The sequence below is a fragment of the Enterobacteriaceae bacterium ESL0689 genome, assembly GCA_029433525.1.
GTDB lineage: Bacteria > Pseudomonadota > Gammaproteobacteria > Enterobacterales > Enterobacteriaceae > JAQTIF01.
Genome location: JAQTIF010000001.1, coordinates 2,243,420 through 2,261,891 on the forward strand (window position 1 = coordinate 2,243,420; position 18,472 = coordinate 2,261,891).

The 18,472-nt window shown below is 49.0% G+C and carries 19 protein-coding genes; 9 read left to right on the forward strand and 10 right to left on the reverse strand.

What is annotated here, in order from left to right; all coding sequences use genetic code 11:
- Together selD and PT300_10825 are read right to left on the reverse strand one after the other, a co-directional pair.
- Entirely contained in the window at window positions 1-1,044 is a 1,044-nt protein-coding gene (gene selD / locus PT300_10820; GenBank protein MDF7681045.1) for a selenide, water dikinase SelD, read from the reverse strand.
- A gap of 30 nt (window positions 1,045-1,074) precedes the next feature.
- The gene (locus PT300_10825; protein MDF7681046.1) at window positions 1,075-1,629 is read right to left on the reverse strand and encodes an NAD(P)H nitroreductase; all 555 of its coding nucleotides are present in this window, start codon (window positions 1,627-1,629) and stop codon (window positions 1,075-1,077) included.
- Window positions 1,630-1,790: 161 nt separating this feature from the next.
- On the opposite strand from PT300_10825, the gene sppA reads away from it, so the two are divergent.
- The 3 genes from sppA (at window position 1,791) to pncA (ending at window position 5,397) form a co-directional block, all read left to right on the forward strand.
- Window positions 1,791-3,629, forward strand: a complete 1,839-nt coding sequence (sppA, locus tag PT300_10830) for a signal peptide peptidase SppA (GenBank protein ID MDF7681047.1) — start codon at window positions 1,791-1,793, stop codon at window positions 3,627-3,629.
- A 97-nt stretch (window positions 3,630-3,726) separates the two neighbouring features.
- A complete protein-coding gene (ansA, locus tag PT300_10835) occupies window positions 3,727-4,743 on the forward strand; it encodes an asparaginase (protein MDF7681048.1) in 1,017 nt (338 codons plus the stop codon).
- A 15-nt stretch (window positions 4,744-4,758) separates the two neighbouring features.
- Window positions 4,759-5,397 (forward strand): bifunctional nicotinamidase/pyrazinamidase, encoded by a 639-nt coding sequence (pncA, locus tag PT300_10840; protein MDF7681049.1) that lies wholly within the window; start codon window positions 4,759-4,761, stop codon window positions 5,395-5,397.
- A 45-nt stretch (window positions 5,398-5,442) separates the two neighbouring features.
- Here the strand turns inward: pncA and msrB are convergent, their stop codons facing one another.
- Window positions 5,443-5,856 carry a peptide-methionine (R)-S-oxide reductase MsrB gene (msrB, locus tag PT300_10845; GenBank protein ID MDF7681050.1) on the reverse strand — a complete coding sequence of 138 codons (414 nt, stop codon included), beginning with the start codon at window positions 5,854-5,856 and terminating at the stop codon, window positions 5,443-5,445.
- A 335-nt stretch (window positions 5,857-6,191) separates the two neighbouring features.
- Between msrB and gapA the strand changes: the two genes are divergently transcribed.
- The gene (gapA, locus tag PT300_10850; protein ID MDF7681051.1) at window positions 6,192-7,187 is read left to right on the forward strand and encodes a glyceraldehyde-3-phosphate dehydrogenase; all 996 of its coding nucleotides are present in this window, start codon (window positions 6,192-6,194) and stop codon (window positions 7,185-7,187) included.
- Window positions 7,188-7,268: 81 nt separating this feature from the next.
- Here the strand turns inward: gapA and PT300_10855 are convergent, their stop codons facing one another.
- The gene (locus tag PT300_10855) at window positions 7,269-8,726 is read right to left on the reverse strand and encodes a DASS family sodium-coupled anion symporter (protein MDF7681052.1); all 1,458 of its coding nucleotides are present in this window, start codon (window positions 8,724-8,726) and stop codon (window positions 7,269-7,271) included.
- Between the two features lie 272 nt (window positions 8,727-8,998).
- Here PT300_10855 and PT300_10860 point away from each other — a divergent pair, with 272 nt between their 5' ends.
- The gene (locus tag PT300_10860; GenBank protein MDF7681053.1) at window positions 8,999-9,445 is read left to right on the forward strand and encodes a DUF441 domain-containing protein; all 447 of its coding nucleotides are present in this window, start codon (window positions 8,999-9,001) and stop codon (window positions 9,443-9,445) included.
- 98 nt (window positions 9,446-9,543) lie between these two features.
- Window positions 9,544-10,719: an MFS transporter gene (locus PT300_10865; protein MDF7681054.1), complete on the forward strand. Its 1,176-nt coding sequence runs from the start codon at window positions 9,544-9,546 to the stop codon at window positions 10,717-10,719.
- A gap of 123 nt (window positions 10,720-10,842) precedes the next feature.
- Here the strand turns inward: PT300_10865 and leuE are convergent, their stop codons facing one another.
- The 6 genes from leuE to icd form a co-directional block, all read right to left on the reverse strand.
- Window positions 10,843-11,481, reverse strand: a complete 639-nt coding sequence (gene leuE, locus PT300_10870; protein ID MDF7681055.1) for a leucine efflux protein LeuE — start codon at window positions 11,479-11,481, stop codon at window positions 10,843-10,845.
- 295 nt (window positions 11,482-11,776) lie between these two features.
- Window positions 11,777-12,301, reverse strand: coding sequence for a DUF805 domain-containing protein (locus PT300_10875; protein ID MDF7681056.1), 525 nt, complete (start codon window positions 12,299-12,301; stop codon window positions 11,777-11,779).
- Between the two features lie 46 nt (window positions 12,302-12,347).
- The gene (locus tag PT300_10880) at window positions 12,348-12,851 is read right to left on the reverse strand and encodes a DUF805 domain-containing protein (protein MDF7681057.1); all 504 of its coding nucleotides are present in this window, start codon (window positions 12,849-12,851) and stop codon (window positions 12,348-12,350) included.
- 550 nt (window positions 12,852-13,401) lie between these two features.
- Entirely contained in the window at window positions 13,402-13,665 is a 264-nt protein-coding gene (locus PT300_10885) for a hypothetical protein (protein MDF7681058.1), read from the reverse strand.
- A gap of 292 nt (window positions 13,666-13,957) precedes the next feature.
- Complete coding sequence (locus PT300_10890; GenBank protein ID MDF7681059.1) at window positions 13,958-14,176, reverse strand: hypothetical protein; 219 nt, start codon at window positions 14,174-14,176, stop codon at window positions 13,958-13,960.
- Window positions 14,177-14,719: 543 nt separating this feature from the next.
- On the reverse strand, window positions 14,720-15,970 hold the full coding sequence (gene icd / locus PT300_10895) for an NADP-dependent isocitrate dehydrogenase (GenBank protein MDF7681060.1): 1,251 nt from the start codon (window positions 15,968-15,970) through the stop codon (window positions 14,720-14,722).
- Between the two features lie 222 nt (window positions 15,971-16,192).
- Here icd and rluE point away from each other — a divergent pair, with 222 nt between their 5' ends.
- Genes rluE through mnmA form a run of 3 tightly spaced genes read left to right on the forward strand, consistent with a single transcriptional unit; the run spans window position 16,193 to window position 18,454 of the window.
- Window positions 16,193-16,813 (forward strand): 23S rRNA pseudouridine(2457) synthase RluE, encoded by a 621-nt coding sequence (gene rluE / locus PT300_10900; GenBank protein MDF7681061.1) that lies wholly within the window; start codon window positions 16,193-16,195, stop codon window positions 16,811-16,813.
- Between the two features lie 20 nt (window positions 16,814-16,833).
- A complete protein-coding gene (locus PT300_10905; GenBank protein ID MDF7681062.1) occupies window positions 16,834-17,292 on the forward strand; it encodes an NUDIX hydrolase in 459 nt (152 codons plus the stop codon).
- A gap of 55 nt (window positions 17,293-17,347) precedes the next feature.
- Window positions 17,348-18,454, forward strand: coding sequence for a tRNA 2-thiouridine(34) synthase MnmA (gene mnmA, locus PT300_10910; GenBank protein MDF7681063.1), 1,107 nt, complete (start codon window positions 17,348-17,350; stop codon window positions 18,452-18,454).
- The last annotated feature ends 18 nt before the right edge of the window (window positions 18,455-18,472 follow it).

Genomic DNA, 18,472 nt, shown 5'->3' on the forward strand with positions numbered 1-18,472 from the left:
TTAATCAACTTCGATCATCGGTTGTCCGTCACGCGCGGCGACTAACGTACCAATGGCCACCAGCGGGATAGCAAACGTCTGGGCTACCGCCTGCACTTTCGCTTCCGCTTCGGGGAGTACTGCCAGCAATAATCCGCCTGACGTTTGTGGATCACACAATAACGCTCGCCACGCTGCTGGCATATCTCCGATCAGATGCCCATAGCTGGCAAAATTACGTTCGGTGCCACCGGGGACAGCGCCTGCCGCAATATAGGCTTCGACGCCCGCTAATTTCGGGATATCGGCATAATTTAAGCGGGCGCCGAGACCTGCGCCACGACACATTTCACTCAGATGACCGAGCAAACCAAACCCGGTGACGTCCGTCATGGCTTTCACCCCTTCAATCTCAGCGAAGGCGGTGCCCGCCAGGTTCATCTGACACATTATTTCTGTCGCTACGCCCTGATGTTCCGGTTTGAGCAGCGATTTTTTCTCTGCGGTCGTCAGGATGCCAATCCCCAGCGGTTTGGTCAGATACAATCGACAGCCCGCCACCGCGGTACAGTTTCGCTTGATCCGTTCCGTGGGGATCACTCCGGTCACCGCGAGGCCGAAAATAGGTTCCGGCGCATCAATCGAATGGCCTCCGGCCAGCGCGATTGACGCCTGCCGACAGGCAAAGCGCCCCCCATCCACCACCTGCGCTGCAATTTCTGCCGCCAGGGTATTTATCGGCCAGCCGAGGATCGCGATCGCCATGATCGGTTTTCCGCCCATCGCAAAAATATCACTGATCGCATTGGTCGCCGCAATGCGGCCAAAATCGAACGGATTATCGACAATCGGCATAAAAAAATCGGTGGTGCTGATAATCGATGTCCCGTTACCGGCATCATAAACCGCTGCATCATCACTGGTTTCATTGCCCACCAGCAAGTGAGGATCAGAAAAGGTTTGCTGCTGGCTTTTGAGGATCGTCTCCAGCACCTGGGGGGAAATTTTACAACCGCAGCCCGCACCATGACTGTATTGCGTTAAACGAATGGTTTGCCCGCTCATGAGCATCTCCTGTCAGACAGTGGCTAAATATCAGAAATGTGTCACAAAAGATTCGCTATCCAGTGGGCGAATACTACGGGGTGAGCGGGTCGGTTGTGGTGTTCCGAGGTAGAGAAAACCGACCAGTTTATCCTGTTGACGGCAGGAAAACGCGGCACGCACTAGCGGGCTGTCGGTCAATGGGCCACTGCGCCAGATGCCATTAAATCCCTGGGCAACCGCCGCCATCTGCATCGCCATCACCGCACATCCTGCGGTTACTACCTGCTCCCATTGCGGTACTTTCGGGTGCGTTTGACAATGGGCCACCACCGCAATAATCAGTGGCGCACGAAAAGGAGCCTGGCGTGCCTTTTCGATCCCATTATCATCCTGCCCTGCTTCCTGTGCGGCTTGCGCTAACAGTTGACTAAAGCGCTGGAGGCCTTCATCAGCAATGATGAAGAAGCGCCACGGGTGCAGCATACCGTGATCCGGTGCACGCATCCCGGCACGCAGAATGTTTTCCAGTTGTTCACCGCCGGGTGCGGGTGCCATCAGACTGGAAGCACTACGACGATTTATCAGTAGATCAAGGGCATCCATTTATATTACTCCTGTGAGACCATTTCGCATAAAATTATCATGTATCAGAATTTTGTTATAGCCATCGGATCATTCCTGCTGACAATTATCCATTGTGTCATTAGGATATCGGCTACAACACATTCACAGCGACATTATTTTAATCATCTCACGGAGAATAAATGCATCCTCTCACCAGAATAACGAAGTGGACATGGCGAATACTCGACTTTTCCCGTCGACTCGTACTCAACCTGATGTTCCTGCTATTGATTCTGATCTTTGTCGGTCTATGGATAGCGAGCAAATTTTCACCGCCTGTTCCCGCTGATAGTGCATTATTACTGAATATCTCGGGGGTGATCGTCGACATGCCCTCAAGCAGCGCAAAATTCAGCGAGATCGGCCAGCAACTGTTAACGGGTGACAGTGATACACCTCAGGAAAATTCCGTATTTGATATTGTCGATGCTATTCGCCAGGCGAAAACCGACAATCGCATTACTGGCATTGTGCTTGATCTCAAGGATCTTATCGGTGGCGATCAACCCTCGCTGCACTATATTGGCAAGGCGTTGAATGAATTTCGCGAGAGCAACAAACCGGTCTATGCTATCGGCAGGCACTACAATCAGAGCCAGTATTATCTCGCCAGCTTTGCCAATCGTATCTGGCTCACGCCCTACGGAGAAATCGATTTGCATGGTTTCGCTGCCTACAATATGTATTACAAATCGCTACTCGATAAGCTGAAAATCTCCACGCATGTCTTCCGGATTGGGACCTATAAATCTGCGGTCGAGCCCTTTATCCGCGATGATATGTCACCTGCTGCGCGTGAGGCCAACAGCCGTTGGATTGGCGAACTGTGGGATAACTATCTTGAGACCATCGCCGCTAACCGCAAAATTACGCCTCAACAGCTGTTCCCTGAAGCCCGGCAAATGCTTAGCGATTTACGCAACGCTGATGGCAATACGGCACAATATGCCCTCAATAATAAACTGGTTGATGAGCTGTTGACCGCCAATGAGATGGAAAAGAAGCTGATCAAACAGTTTAAGCTCAATAAGCGGACAAAGCATTATCGTTCCATCAGCTATTACGATTATGATGTGGTGACACCGCCTGCAAAGAAAGACACCATTGCTGTCATCGCGGTCAACGGCGTGATCGTCGATGGCAAAGATAGCCAGGGTAGCGCAGGGGGTGATAGCGTCGCTGAACAGATCCAGTTAGCCAGTCAGAATCCCAATACCAAAGCGATTGTCCTGCGTGTCAACAGCCCGGGTGGCAGTGTCACGGCATCTGAAGTTATTCGCGAAACACTGGCGACAGCCAGGACAAAGGGCATTCCTGTGGTGGTATCAATGGGAGGCATGGCGGCCTCCGGGGGATACTGGATCACCACGCCAGCGAATTACATTATTGCGGACCCCAACACACTGACCGGTTCGATCGGTATTTTTGGTATCGTCAATACCTTCGAAAAATCCCTCGATGCCATTGGCATTCATGGCGATGGCGTATCAACATCAGTGCTGGCGAATATCTCACCATTCCAGCCGTTACCTGATGAAGTGCAACAAATGATCCAGTTAAGTATCGAATCTGGTTATAAACAGTTTATTCAACTGGTGGCGAAAGCACGCCACAGTACACCTGAAAAAATTGACCAGATTGCTCAGGGTCATGTCTGGACCGGAAAAGATGCAAAGGCGAACGGACTGGTCGATAGCCTTGGTGACTTTGACGACGCCGTTGCCAAAGCGGCTGAACTGGCAAAAATCAAGCACTGGAATATCGAGTTTTATCAGGAAACGCCGACCTTCACCTCGCTGGCACTCAGCCTGTTCAGTGGTTCGGTACGCGCCTCATTACCCGCGATGCTTCACGCCTGGCTGCCCGCGCCACTAGCAGTGACCGCCAGTGAAATCAAGGCCGAAAGCGACAAGCTCGCGCAGTTTAACGATCCTCAGAATCGTTATGCCTTTTGCCTGAATTGCGCCAGCATTCGTTAACCTTGTCGATTTATCTCGCCGCTGCCCCTTTACGGGGCAGCACTTTTGCCCTGACGTTTTATACTGACTGACGCCCACAGATAATTTAAGTGATCCCATGTCCAGAAAATCGATTTACGTTGCCTATACCGGCGGTACCATCGGTATGCAACATTCACAATATGGTTATATTCCGGTTTCAGGCTATTTACAGCAACAACTCGCATTGATGCCAGAATTTCATCGCCCGGAGATGCCACACTTTACGATCCATGAATATCAACCGCTGATGGACTCCTCTGATATGACCCCGGATGACTGGCAACACATCGCGGATGATATCTGTCACCATTACGATCAATATGATGGTTTTGTTATCCTGCATGGCACTGATACGATGGCATTTACCGCTTCGGCGTTATCCTTTATGCTGGAAAATCTCGGCAAACCGGTCATTGTGACAGGGTCACAAATTCCGTTAGCTGAATTGCGCTCTGACGGCCAAATCAACCTGCTCAATGCGCTATATATCGCCGCACGCTATCCGGTTAACGAGGTGTCACTGTTCTTTAATAACCGCTTGTATCGCGGAAACCGGACAACAAAAGTGCATGCAGATGGTTTTGATGCTTTCGACTCGCCCAATCTGCCTCCGTTGCTGGAAGCAGGCATTCATATTCGTCGCCTTACTACACCGCTGAGCCCTGATTATGACAGCCAACTGCGCGCCCATCCGATTACGCCACAGCCCATTGGCGTGATCACGATTTATCCGGGAATCTCTGCCGATGTGGTATCCAACTTTCTGCGTCAGCCGGTGAAAGCGCTGATCCTGCGATCTTACGGGGTCGGCAATGCGCCACAAAACCGTGCCTTTCTTCAGGTTCTGGCAGAGGCCAGTCAACGTGGTATTATCGTCATTAATCTGACCCAGTGCCTGTCTGGTAAGGTCAATATGGGGGGCTACGCGACCGGTAATGCGCTGGCTCAGGCTGGTGTGATCAGCGGCTTTGACATGACGGTGGAAGCCACCCTGACCAAACTCCATTATTTATTAAGTCAGGCACTGGACCCCGCAACCATTCGCTGTCTGATGCAGGAAAACCTGCGTGGTGAACTCACCCCAGGCGAATAAAACAAGGAAATTCCGATGACCCATTGTGCTTTGCTGCTCATTGATTTACAAAATGATTTCTGTGCCGGTGGCGCGCTCGCGGTACCACAAGGTGACAGTGTCATTGCTATTGCCAACCAGTTGATTGATGAGTGCGTCACCCGCGGTCATGCCATTATCGCCAGTCAGGACTGGCATCCGGCCAATCATGGCAGCTTTGCCAGCCAGCACCGACTGGCACCTTACTCTCAGGGAGAGCTGGAGGGGCTGGCACAAACCTTCTGGCCCGATCACTGCGTACAAAACAGCCCAGGGGCAGCGCTGCATCCACAACTCAATCAACAGGCTATCATCGCCTGCTTCCGGAAAGGAGAAAATCCGGCGATTGACAGTTACAGCGCCTTTTTCGATAACGGACGACGCCACAAAACGCAGCTTGATAGCTGGTTGCAGGAGCGGGAGATAAATACGCTTATCATTGCCGGGCTGGCAACTGACTACTGTGTCAGATTTACCGTGCTTGACGCGCTATCGCTGGGCTATAAGGTGAATGTGATTACCGATGGCTGCCGTGGGGTTAATATTCAGCCTCAGGACAGCGCCGATGCTTTCCATGAAATGGGCGCAGCCGGTGCCACGCTGTACACATTCAGTGGCTGGCAAGCGGCACAGTGATGATATTTCCGGTCTGCCTTTGTGCAGGCTGGGCTGATGGCACCACTAACCGTTAATACGATCATCACTGCTATTATCACTGAAACTTAACGAAGCTGAATTGACACAAAATCGCTTACCGCTGGGCTGCGGCCCGTCAGGAAATACATGTCCTAAATGAGCATCACAGTGACCACAGCGAATTTCTGTGCGCCGCATGCCATGCGAATCATCACTAAGGTAACGGATCGCGTCACTGCTGACCGGCTCATAAAAAGCGGGCCAGCCACAACCTGAGGCATATTTTGCCTGCGAGTAAAATAACGCTGCGTCACACACCAGGCAGTGATAAATCCCATCCCGCTGATTATCCAGCAACCGCCCGCTGAATGGCGGCTCAGTCCCCCCCTGCTGTGTCACGTAAAACTGCATTTCACTCAAATTTTTTATGCGCTCTTGCGGTAAAAACGTCTTCGACATCGTGTGACTTCTTAGGGTGTTAAAAGCAAAACAATAACTTTATTGTAACAATAAAATCATCAATTATGTTAATTTATTTAACATTTAATCTAACATCTGTCTGCGTAACCGTATTGAACATCGTATTGTTATCATTAACATAACGGCGCAAATCAGCTGTTAACCGTATGATACCAGAAACGAGGAACAGATAAACGAGAGGTAAATCATTTCGCTAACTATGGATCCTGGATCGACTTTTCACAATGATTGACACGATTCCGCTTGACGCTGAGTAAGGTTTTTGTAATTTTACAAGCAACCTTTTATTCACTAACAAACAGCTGGTGGAATATATGACTATCAAAGTAGGTATCAACGGTTTTGGACGTATCGGCCGTATTGTTTTCCGTGCTGCACAGCAGCGTTCTGACATCGAAATTGTCGCTATTAACGATCTGTTAGACGCAAACTACATGGCATACATGCTGAAGTATGACTCTACACATGGCCGTTTCGATGGCACAATTGACGTGAAAGATGGCCACCTGATCGTTAATGGTAAGAAAATCCGTGTCACGTCTGAACGTGATCCGGCTAACCTGAAATGGAACGAAGTGGGTGTTGATGTTGTGGCAGAAGCAACGGGGCTGTTCCTGACGGATGAAACCGCACGTAAACACATTACCGCCGGTGCCAAAAAAGTCGTGATGACTGGCCCGTCTAAAGACAATACCCCGATGTTTGTCAGAGGTGCTAACTTTGATAAATACGCAGGCCAGGATATTGTTTCCAACGCCTCTTGCACCACTAACTGCCTGGCGCCACTGGCGAAAGTTATCAATGATAACTTTGGTATCATTGAAGGTCTGATGACCACTGTTCACGCTACCACTGCAACCCAGAAAACCGTCGATGGCCCGTCGCTCAAAGACTGGCGTGGTGGTCGTGGTGCATCGCAAAACATCATTCCTTCCTCGACTGGTGCAGCGAAAGCGGTGGGTAAAGTTCTGCCAGAACTCAACGGCAAACTGACCGGGATGGCTTTCCGCGTTCCTACGCCTAACGTCTCTGTCGTTGACCTGACAGTACGCCTGGAAAAACCAGCCACTTATGAAGAAATCAAGAAAGCCATCAAAGCAGCTTCTGAAGGTGCCATGAAAGGCGTTCTCGGTTATACCGAAGATGATGTTGTCTCAACCGACTTCAACGGTGAACCCTGCACTTCCGTATTCGATGCGAAAGCAGGTATTGCGCTCAACGACAACTTTGTCAAACTGGTTTCCTGGTATGACAACGAAACTGGTTATTCCTGCAAGGTTCTTGACCTGATCGCGCATATCGCGAAATAAATTGCCTTTATCAGTCACCACCCCTATGGCGGTGACTGAAATAAGCACCATAAAACGCCGCAAATCAATGCGGCGTTTTTGTTACCAGAAGCCGATTATCTTCATCCAGGCACTTCCCAGCACCAGCCAGATAGCCAGAGAGGCAATCGATACAATAAAACTCCCCCCCCACCATTGCCCGGTAGTGTTATAACCGGAACCAAAAAGGGCAGGCCCAGGGCCACCAGAATATTGCGTTAATCCCATCGACAGACTGGAGGTATAACCCAGCGCCAGCGCGGCAAAAAGAGGCGGTACACCGACGATAAGCGCGACAGAGAGGAAAGCCTGATACATCGCTGAGATATGCGCCATTGCAGAAGCAAAGAAATAGCGTGTGTAAAAATAGACCAGTACCAGCAGCAACAAAACGATCATGCCGTTAAAGTGACTCACATAGTTAGCAATATACTGAGATATCCATTTGATCATGCCATATTTATTCAGCGCATTCGCCATCATCACCAGAACCGCAAACCAGAACATGGTATCCCAGGCGGCTTTTTCTGCAATGATATCTTTCCACGACATAATATTACTCACCAGCAGCACCATCAGCCCAATAAACGCAGAAAGTGTCGGCGGAATGGAGAAGAAAATATCTCCCACCGTCCAGAGCAATATCAGCAACACGAAATCGAAAGCCAGAATTTTTTCCGCCAGCGACATCGGCCCCATATTCTGTAGCTCTGCTTTAGCCATCGTTGGGATTTCCGGTGTTTTCTTCAGCTCTGGTGGATAAATAACATACAGCACCAGTGGCAGCAGGATCAGCGAAGCGATCCCCGGGACAATGGCACCGACAAACCAGTTGCTCCAGGTAATCACAATCCCCTGCTCTTTTGCCAGTTCAGCTATCAGCGGATTTCCTGCCATTGCGGTTAAAAACATGGTACAGACGATAGCGTCAATTTGTGACACACAGATCATTAAAAAAGCGCCCGCTTTTCTGGCGGTCGCTCCAGGCTCTGAGCGATAGATAGTGGCTATAGAGCGGGTGATGGGATACATAATGCCCCCTCCTCTTGCTGATGCGGAGGGAATGCCTGGCCCTAAAACGATATCAGACAGCGCCAAACCATAGGCCACGCCCAGCATGCCTGAGCCACAGCGGGAAATAAACCATAACGCTATGCGCTTCCCCAGTCCGGTCTTGATAACGGCACGCGAAATAAACATGGCGATACCAATTAACCAGATGGTGTTATTGGCAAAACCGGATAAAGCGGCCACTTTACCACTGTTTCCCGGTGAAAGCGGCGTGACCTCCAGCAAGGCGGAGACGATCAGCGCAATCATCGTCACCGCGCCCATCGGCAGCACTTTCAGGATAATGGCAAAAATCGTCGCAACAAAAATCGCAAACATATGCCATGCATTATCCGTCAAGCCGACAGGGGGAGGTATCACCCCGATGATCGTCCCGGATAATACCGCAAGCACCGCTTTCCAGACAGGAAAAGCCAGCTTTACCTCCAGCGTTTTATCCACTTCTGTCATTCTGTTCTCCTGGGTTTATTTTTGCAGTCGATAATCATTCCTGACTCAGATGATTATCAATGAATGAACAATAATTCCACAGTGAAATATCCGGGATTTAACGCTGATCACAATCACGATAGTAGAGCTGGTCTCATGAGTTATCAGGCAAATGAAAATAATTTGATACCCGGACATCACCAAAGGCCAACGATACTCAGATGACTAATGATTTATGTACAGTCTTTCCGGCACTAATGATAAGATTATCGCTTTGGCAACGGCTTTTCTTTATGTTTGATATCACGCTGTTTATTCTTTCAGGATTCGCGGTGCTGGGTTTTATAAGTCATAACACCCCCGTCGCCATTTCAATCCTCGCGTTAATTATTATCCGTATCACACCCCTCAATATTTTTTTCCCGTGGGTTGAAAAACAGGGGGTAACGGTCGGTATTATTATCCTGACGATGGGAGTTATGGCACCGATGGCCAGCGGCACACTTCCGCCATCGACACTACTGCACTCATTGATCAACTGGAAGTCATTGCTGGCTGTCGCAGTAGGTATTCTTGTTTCCTGGCTGGGTGGCCGTGGCGTTGCCTTAATGAGTGTCCAGCCACAGTTGGTTGCCGGGTTACTGATCGGCACACTATTAGGGGTCGCGCTGTTCCGGGGGATCCCTGTCGGTCCGTTAATCGCGGCGGGTATTGTCTCGTTATTTTTAGGGAAATCGTAGTCCGCTTTACCGGACGCGGCCAAAGTCTAATAATTTATTTTTCGCGATGATTTTTTTACTGTTTCGTTCACTGACCAGGAATGACTATGCGTCGTGCTATGAGTTGTGCTATCCGTCACCGTAATCTGCTATTAATTATCGGCATTTTATCTATTGCGACCACGCTGCGTGTGACTTTTACCGCTATGGCGCCGTTGCTGGATGTGATCCATGCTGAATATGGCCTCACGACCGCCCAAACGGGCCTGTTAACCACGCTGCCTCTTCTGGCCTTTGGCGTGGTTTCACCGCTGGCCGCCAGCATCGCCGGCCGTCTGGGCTTAGAACGCAGCCTGCTGTTCGCCCTGATTTTGATTTGTCTCGGTATTGGTTTGCGTTCTCTGCCTACTGTCACACTGCTTTTTGCTGGCACTACGATGATCGGCTGTGGCATCGCATTGGGTAATGTCCTGTTACCGGGACTGCTTAAACGTGATTTTCCACATCATATTGCGAAGATGACTGGCGCTTACTCTCTGACCATGGGCATCGCGGCGGCCTGTGGATCGGCTCTGGTGGTTCCGCTGGCGCTGGCAGGCTTAGGCTGGCGAGGCGCGCTGTTAATGTTGCTACTGTTTCCCCTGGTTGCGCTGTTAATCTGGCTGCCACAAGCACGTCAGCAAACCACTGCGCCTGCCAGTCATTCAGGTGCATCGCAGCCACAGCGGATCTGGCGTTACGCGCTCGCCTGGCAGGTGACGATGTTTCTTGGTCTCAATTCACTGGTTTATTATGTCATCATCGGCTGGCTGCCTGCGATATTACAAAGTGCTGGTTACAGTGAAACTGAGGCAGGCTCGCTGCATGGCTTGCTCCAGCTGGCCACCGCTGTGCCGGGAGTGGCTATTCCCCTGCTTCTCCATCGCCTGAAAGACCAGCGTGCGATTGCCGCACTGACAGCACTGATGTGTACTCTCAGTGCCGTCGGCCTGTGGTTATGGCCAGCACAGGCCATCATCTGGACGCTGATTTTTGGCTTCGGCTGTGGTGCAACGATGATTCTTGGCTTGACGTTTATCGGCCTGCGTACCCGTTCGGCACCCCAGGCAGCGGCTCTGTCAGGAATGGCACAGACGGTCGGTTATCTGCTGGCGGCGGGCGGGCCACCCATCATGGGAAAAATTCACGATCTCTATGGTGACTGGCGTATTCCATTAATCACCATTGCGCTGATTGCTGTTGTTATGGCTGTATCGGGAGCGCTGGCTGCCCGCAATCGGGAAATTGGCGGATAGCACTGCCCTGGCGAATAAAACGAAAGTTTATTTATCCGCTATAAAAAAGATCCCACGCAGCCGGCTGAGCGACGTAAAGCCTGCCATAACGGCAGGGAAACCTGTCACCATACTGAACGCTTGTTATGATTGTAGCGTCGCCAGACGGGCAGCAAATCCGACAAAAATAAGTCCGATCAAGCCATTGCCTGTTTTTGCCAGTTTTTTTCTCGCTTTTATATAATGTGTTACAACAGAGCCTGATAAAATCAAAAAGCTCATATAAGTGAAGCTAATGATCTCCAGCGTCAGCGCGAGTATAAAAAAGGCCACGCCAGGGGTTGCCGAATGAACATCGATAAACTGCACAAAAAAGGAGACATAGAACAGAATTGCTTTCGGATTAGTCAGACTGAGCGTCAGCGCACGTTTCAGGATGGTTCGCTCCGTTTCTGCGCCGCTATCCGCCTCATCTTTCTGACAAGCTACAACTGAATATAATATTTTCACTCCCAGCCATAGCAGATAAATCGCCCCCAGATAGCGAATGATATTAAACAGTAATGGTGTTGTTTTAATCAGGGTTGCCACGCCAGCAAACGTCAGTAACATCAATACGGCATCACCGATAAACACGCCCATTGCCGCCAGATATCCTCTTTTGATACCGTATGCAATACCTGTTCTCAGGACAAAAAAAGTATTAGGGCCAGGAACAAGCACGATGAAAATAGCCCCTGGCAGATAAGTCAAATAATTCAATACACCATACTCAGCAAACACAATCTACTCCCTCGCCTTTCAGCCACCACGACAACCGCGCTCACGTTAACGCAACCCTTATAACGATGAAAGCGCTTATCGTACTGATTGACGGAATAATATCCAGATATTGTGCTACCTGATGCATAAACACCCGCTGCCCACCGTATGATAGCACGATTCAGCCATTGAAAATCATCATTAGCCCTTCTGATGATAAACGGGATAGTGCAGGTTATAAAACAATCAATATCATGATTTAGCGCCTGGTGAGATAAGCGCTAAATCTTGCATAACAATAAGGTTGCCTGGAGAATCATTTCAGGTCATCAGGATCAGAAGAGGAAGAGGATTTTTTTAATTTGCCGGGTTTACAGCACAACCAGATAAGAATAATGGTTGAGAGAACAATCAATATATTCAATATTATGCTGATACCGTTCATGATCTCATTCAAGACTCTTCCGTCGATTATTTGACTGAGCAGATAAAACACGCCTGCCATGACCATCGGAATAATCTGCAGATTGATTAACACAATTCCGCCAAACCACCAGCCGGAATAACCAATGTCGTGCATCCGCCGAATACCCAGCGAGAGGATGGGGAGAAATAAAACCAGTGATGCTATTGCAGATAATGGCATTAAAATAAAAAAAATCCATACCATTGCCATTCCACTCTGCAACACCAGCCAGCAGAAACTCATGGCCGCAATAATTAATAACACTAACAGGTTACCCAGAATAAATGACCAAAATTCCTGTCGGGAAGCACTTCCCTGGTAAACAAAGGTTTTTCGCCAACCCTGCCAGTAACAATGCCACAGCCCCTCTGACATACATCCTCCAAAATAAAAAAATATCGTCAGTAACACTCAGAGAAAATTATTCTGCCTCAGTCGAATGTAGTTGACAATCCTTTATTTTTCCTGGTTTGCAACATAGTATGCTGACACCAACTGAAATCACCGCCGCTATGGCACAAAGTGCAATAAGCATGTCATAGATATCCATCAGGATGGAGGGGTAAAGAAAATACCCCGACAAGATGATTAAGATAATCAGCGTGTTTAGTAACATCATGCCACCAAACCACCATTCGGAATAACCAATATCATGCATTCGGCGAATACCAACAGAGAGCGTTGGCGGCAGTAAAAACAAAAAGATAATAAATAACCCAGGCGGACAAAACAAGCAAACCACCAGCATCGCCTCAAAGCCATCACGTTGTGATAAGAGCCAATAGATAATGCCGGCAAAAACAGCAACCAGGAATAGTGTATTCACTAACATAAATGACCAAAACTCTTTGCGGGAAGCCCCCCCCTGAAAGACCAGCGTTTTATTCCAGCCTGTCCAGTAGCAATCCCAGAAATCCTCCTTCATATATCCTCCGCAATAAAAAGTAATAATAAAGCAGATCCATCATTCATATAGCGCTATAAAACAAAAACCTCAGGGCCTGGCCCACTGGGTTATTGACGTAGTCACTTTGTACTCGGATAGCGCGGAGAAACTGCAGTATACAGATAGTACGTGAGGATTTCGAGCACTGCCCGGGGACAAAATGGCAAGTAAAATAGCCTGATGGGATAGCTTCTTATTAGCAATAAAATTTATTCGTATGCCATCTTATGATTTCATGTCACTGAGCATCTGGCGGTCAATCACCATATCCGTCTGCATCACCCCCGCTACCATGCCTGGGCGCAGTTCAGTTCATCCCCGCACCTTTGGGGAACACGCTAAATGCAACCTTTTGATTGTTAAAAAATAATTAACAGTAAAAATTCTACCAATAATTAAGGGGTACTGTCGAGCTCCTTCCGTTACAAAAACACTGTCTTTCTTGTAAGTTTACTGATGTTTACGGCTTTGTTGAATAAATCGAACTTTCAGGTGACTAGCGGATCTGATTGCTACAGTCATTTCAATATCAGGTCACCATGACAAAGCAAAAGTTTAAAATCACCAACAGGAACACCTGCAACAATCCGCCAGTTCGCCAGCCAACAACTCCGCCAGCTATTGCCATCAGCGGGGTTCCGAAGAATAAAATCCAAAAATTTTTCGACATCTGATCTTCGCCCATAACAGGGCCAACCAAAATCCCACAAACAGAGGGATAGACAGCAAACCAGAACGCCAGAAAACATGTGATGCCAGGAAGGGCAAAGAAAACCAGTTTTATGACTCTCATATTATTCTCCAGAACCAAATTTCACGGGACTCGAAAAGATCACTAAGCATGCCTCTCCAGTGCAAGCCAAACTGAATACGAAAATAACTGGAGTATTCTGTAAGACGTGTCCCGTTCCACAGGTCAATGTGATCGCCAGAGCGGTTGGCAATCGACTCATTATTACGCTGCCAGTAGTCTTTAAAAAAATAATTCCCGTGGTGCTCCGTAATACGCTATCAAAATTTTCAACTGAAACTTTTACCGCCGGAAAGATACCCGGTAATGGCTGGCGTTTCAGCGCATTGGCCAGTTATTCCGCCCTGAGTATATGCCCGGCACTTTTCGGGTGGTGCCAGCAAAATTGTGCCTGCAATTTCGTCATGCCATAACCACACTTTACCAGTGCCATACCCAGCCTGATAGCGCACTGATTTTCAAAACTTGCACGTCCGTCTTTTAGTCTGCACGGATTTTCATCGCCAAACAGACCCGGGTACGCATCCCATAAAGCAGCAAAATTGAGCGCCATAAACGACCCCCAAAATTCCACACTGGAGTTGTTTTAATAACTCTAACCATTCAGTAGGTCAATTAACGGCACCAACTAATGACAAAATTGCATAACCAATGCAATAAATATAAAAAACAGCTATATTACATTCTTCATCGCCGTTTTTATCTCCAGAAAAATAGCACAATTAAAATAACTGACACACCACCTGACGCGCTCCTCTGACTGTTTTTGATATTTTCACTACAACAACAAAGGCCAGCACTTTAACCTGTTGGACGGTCATATTGAGGTATGACCAATGGCACACACTCACCAATTAATGGATTGTGCAATAGAGGAATTCAGGGAAGAAAAATGCTGAAGAAGCGAAAACGATCGCCACTGAAGCCAATATCAAACACCAAACTGATCGTTATAACGATGGCAAAGATAAAGAATGGAAGGTTGTCAGAATATAAAAAAAGGTCATTTTTTATACTGCATTACAGAAGAATTTTTTCGATGAGAAAAAGTACGGGGACATCTCGCCCCCGTTAACATTCGCTACAATGGAGTAACTCACATATGCTTAACCACAGCATCGCCAAATTCTGAGCATTTCAGTAATTTAGCGCCCTCCATCAGACGCTCAAAGTCATAGGTCACGGTTTTGGCGGCAATCGCTCCTTCCATTCCTTTAACAATCAGGTCGGCGGCTTCTGTCCAGCCCATATGCCGCAGCATCATTTCAGCCGAAAGGATCATCGAACCTGGATTGACCCGATCCTGACCGGCATATTTCGGTGCTGTGCCGTGAGTCGCCTCAAACAGTGCACATTCACTGCCAATATTGGCACCTGGCGCAATGCCAATCCCGCCGACCTGGGCTGCCAGCGCATCAGAGATATAGTCGCCATTCAGGTTCATGCAGGCGATGACATCGTATTCCTTTGGTCGCAGCAGGATCTGTTGCAGAAAAGCATCTGCGATCACATCTTTAACGATGATCGCTTTACCGGTATGCGGATTGATAACTTTCTGCCACGGGCCGCCATCGATCGCTTTCCCGCCAAATTCATCGCGAATTAACTGGTATCCCCACTCTTTAAACGCCCCCTCGGTATATTTCATAATATTGCCTTTGTGTACCAGAGTCAGCGAGTCACGATGATGATCAATCGCATAATTGATGGCGGCACGAACCAGCCGTTGAGTGCCCTCTTTCGAACAGGGTTTGACGCCAATACCGCAATGATCAGTAAAACGAATCTGATTCACGCCCATCTCATCCTGCAGGAATTGGATCACTTTCTTCGCTTGCGCGGAGTCCGCTGGCCATTCGATACCAGCGTAGATATCTTCGGCATTTTCGCGAAAAATAACCATGTCAGTTAATTCAGGATTTTTTAGCGGGCTGGGTGTCCCCGGATAATAACGTACCGGACGCAGACAGATGTAGAGATCCAGCGCCTGGCGTAGCGCCACATTAAGCGAACGGATCCCCCCACCGACAGGCGTGGTTAACGGGCCTTTGATCGCCACATGATAGTCACGGATCATCGCCAGTGTTTCATCCGGTAACCAGACATCAGAACCATAAAGCTGGGTGGATTTTTCACCGGCATAAATTTCCATCCATGCGATCTTACGCTGACCCGCGTAAGCTTTTTCAACCGCAGCATTGACCACTTTTATCATCACCGGCGTAATATCAATACCCGTGCCATCGCCCTCAATAAAGGGAATAATCGGGTTATCAGGGATATTCAGTCTGCCATCATGCAGGCTAATTTTTTGCCCTTCTTCCGGAATGCTGACTTTACTTTTCATTCATCTCTCCTCTGAACGCTGTGAGTTGTGTTTTTGCATTTTATCTTTAGCCGGACAGGGCAATATTCTGCCCCGCCACCAGGCTATTTTGTTGAGCAAATATTTTTATTAGTGCTTTCTGTTGGTCGAATGAATCAGTTTGACTGTGACTGAATGGTGATGTTCATGAAAGACATTCAGTACCAGGGTATAATGCGATAATTATCCGGGTCTGAAAATACTATGCCGAAAACCTGCGTGAAAAGATATCATAACCGGCGATCACTTTCGCCACACATTAGCCGTCAGTCGTCTGCGGCGCGGGCAAAACAGGTGATTTTGTTCAATAAACCCTATGACGTATTGCCACAATTTACCGATCAAAGCGGGCGACGGACATTAAAAGATTTTATTTCGTTTCCCGGTGTCTATGCCGCAGGTCGTCTTGATCGCGATAGCGAAGGATTACTGGTGCTGACCAGCGACGGGGCATTGCAGGCAAGGCTGACACAGCCGGGAAAACGTACCGGAAAAGTTTATTATGTCCAGGTCGAAGGCGAACCGACACCAGAAGCACTGGCCGCACTGCGCCAGGGGGTGGTTCTCAACGATGGCCCCACCCTGCCCGCAGAAGTGGAGCTCGTGGCGGAGCCTGACTGGCTGTGGGCGCGTCATCCGCCGATTCGTGAACGCAAAAATATCCCCACCCGCTGGCTGAAAATAACCCTTTATGAAGGACGCAATCGTCAGGTACGGCGCATGACGGTGCACACCGGCTACCCAACCCTGCGCCTGATTCGTTATGCCGTCGGCGATTATACGCTGGATGGCTTAAGCAGCGGTGAGTGGCGCCAGATCAAATAATCCCGTAAGGAGTCAGAGCAATGTTTAAGCCTCACGTGACGGTTGCCTGCGTGGTACATGCGCAAGAGCACTTTTTGATGGTAGAGGAAACGATTAACGGTAAAGCGCTGTGGAATCAGCCTGCCGGTCATCTGGAGGCGAATGAAACGCTCTGTCAGGCTGCCGAACGTGAATTGTGGGAGGAGACAGGCATTCACGCTACACCACAACACTTTATCCGTCTGCATCAGTGGATAGCCCCGGATAAGACGCCTTTTTTACGCTTTCTGTTTGTTATCGAACTGGCTGAAATTTGCGCAACACAGCCTCATGATAGCGATATCGATCGCTGTTTATGGCTACCGGCGGAAACCATCCTTCGCTCGCCGAATCTGCGCTCACCGCTGGTGGCCGAAAGTATCCGCTGCTATCAGGAAGATCCGCGCTACCCGCTCTCTCTGACTGGCGCGTTTAACTGGCCATTAACAGAGGATGCCTGAGTGCAAGCGACATGCTAGAATACGCCGCCCTGAAGCTCAATGTGGTCAATATTCCATGTTAAAAAGTGCACCAAAAGTGATCGTCGGCATGTCCGGCGGTGTTGATTCCTCCGTTTCTGCCTGGTTACTGCTTCAGCAGGGATATCAGGTCGAAGGTCTGTTTATGAAAAACTGGGAGGAGGACGATGGCGAGGACTATTGTACTGCCGCCGCCGATCTCGCCGATGCACAGGCAGTGTGCGATAAACTGGGCATTGTCCTGCATACGGTTAACTTTGCGGCTGAATACTGGGATAACGTCTTTGAGCTGTTTCTCGCGGAATATCAGGCCGGGCGGACGCCAAATCCGGATATTTTGTGCAATAAAGAGATCAAGTTTAAAGCCTTTTTACAATTTGCCGCTGAAGATCTCGGCGCTGATTATATTGCGACCGGTCATTATGTCCGTCGTGCCGATGTCGATGGTAAAAGCCAGTTGCTGCGCGGCCTGGACCGTAATAAAGATCAGAGTTACTTCCTGTATACCCTCAGCCATCAGCAAATCGCCCAAAGCCTGTTCCCGATTGGTGAGCTGGAAAAACCGCAAGTCCGTAAAATTGCCGAACAACTGGGACTAGTGACGGCTCGCAAAAAAGATTCCACCGGGATCTGTTTTATTGGCGAACGTAAATTCCGTGAATTTCTCGGACGCTATCTACCGGCACAACCTGGCAGGATCATCACGGTCGATGGCCAGCAGATCGGTGAACATCAGGGGCTGATGTATCACACCCTGGGTCAGCGTAAGGGGCTGGGTATTGGTGGCATCAAAAACGGTGATGAAGCGCCGTGGTATGTCGTCGATAAAGATGTTGCGAATAACGTTCTGATCGTCGCTCAGGGGCATGATCACCCGCGGCTGATGTCGGTGGGTTTGATCGCCCGCCAGCTGGACTGGGTTGATCATCAGATCCCAGCAGAAACGCTGCGCTGCACTGTCAAAACCCGTTATCGCCAGGCCGATATCCCCTGCACGCTCAAAACCATGGATCAGGATCAGATCGAGGTGATTTTTGATCACCCGGTATCGGCGGTCACGCCCGGTCAGTCAGCGGTATTCTATCTCGGTGAACTGTGTCTCGGTGGCGGCATTATCGAACAGCGCCTGCCGCTGGCAGTATGATCATTTTATTACCTTAAA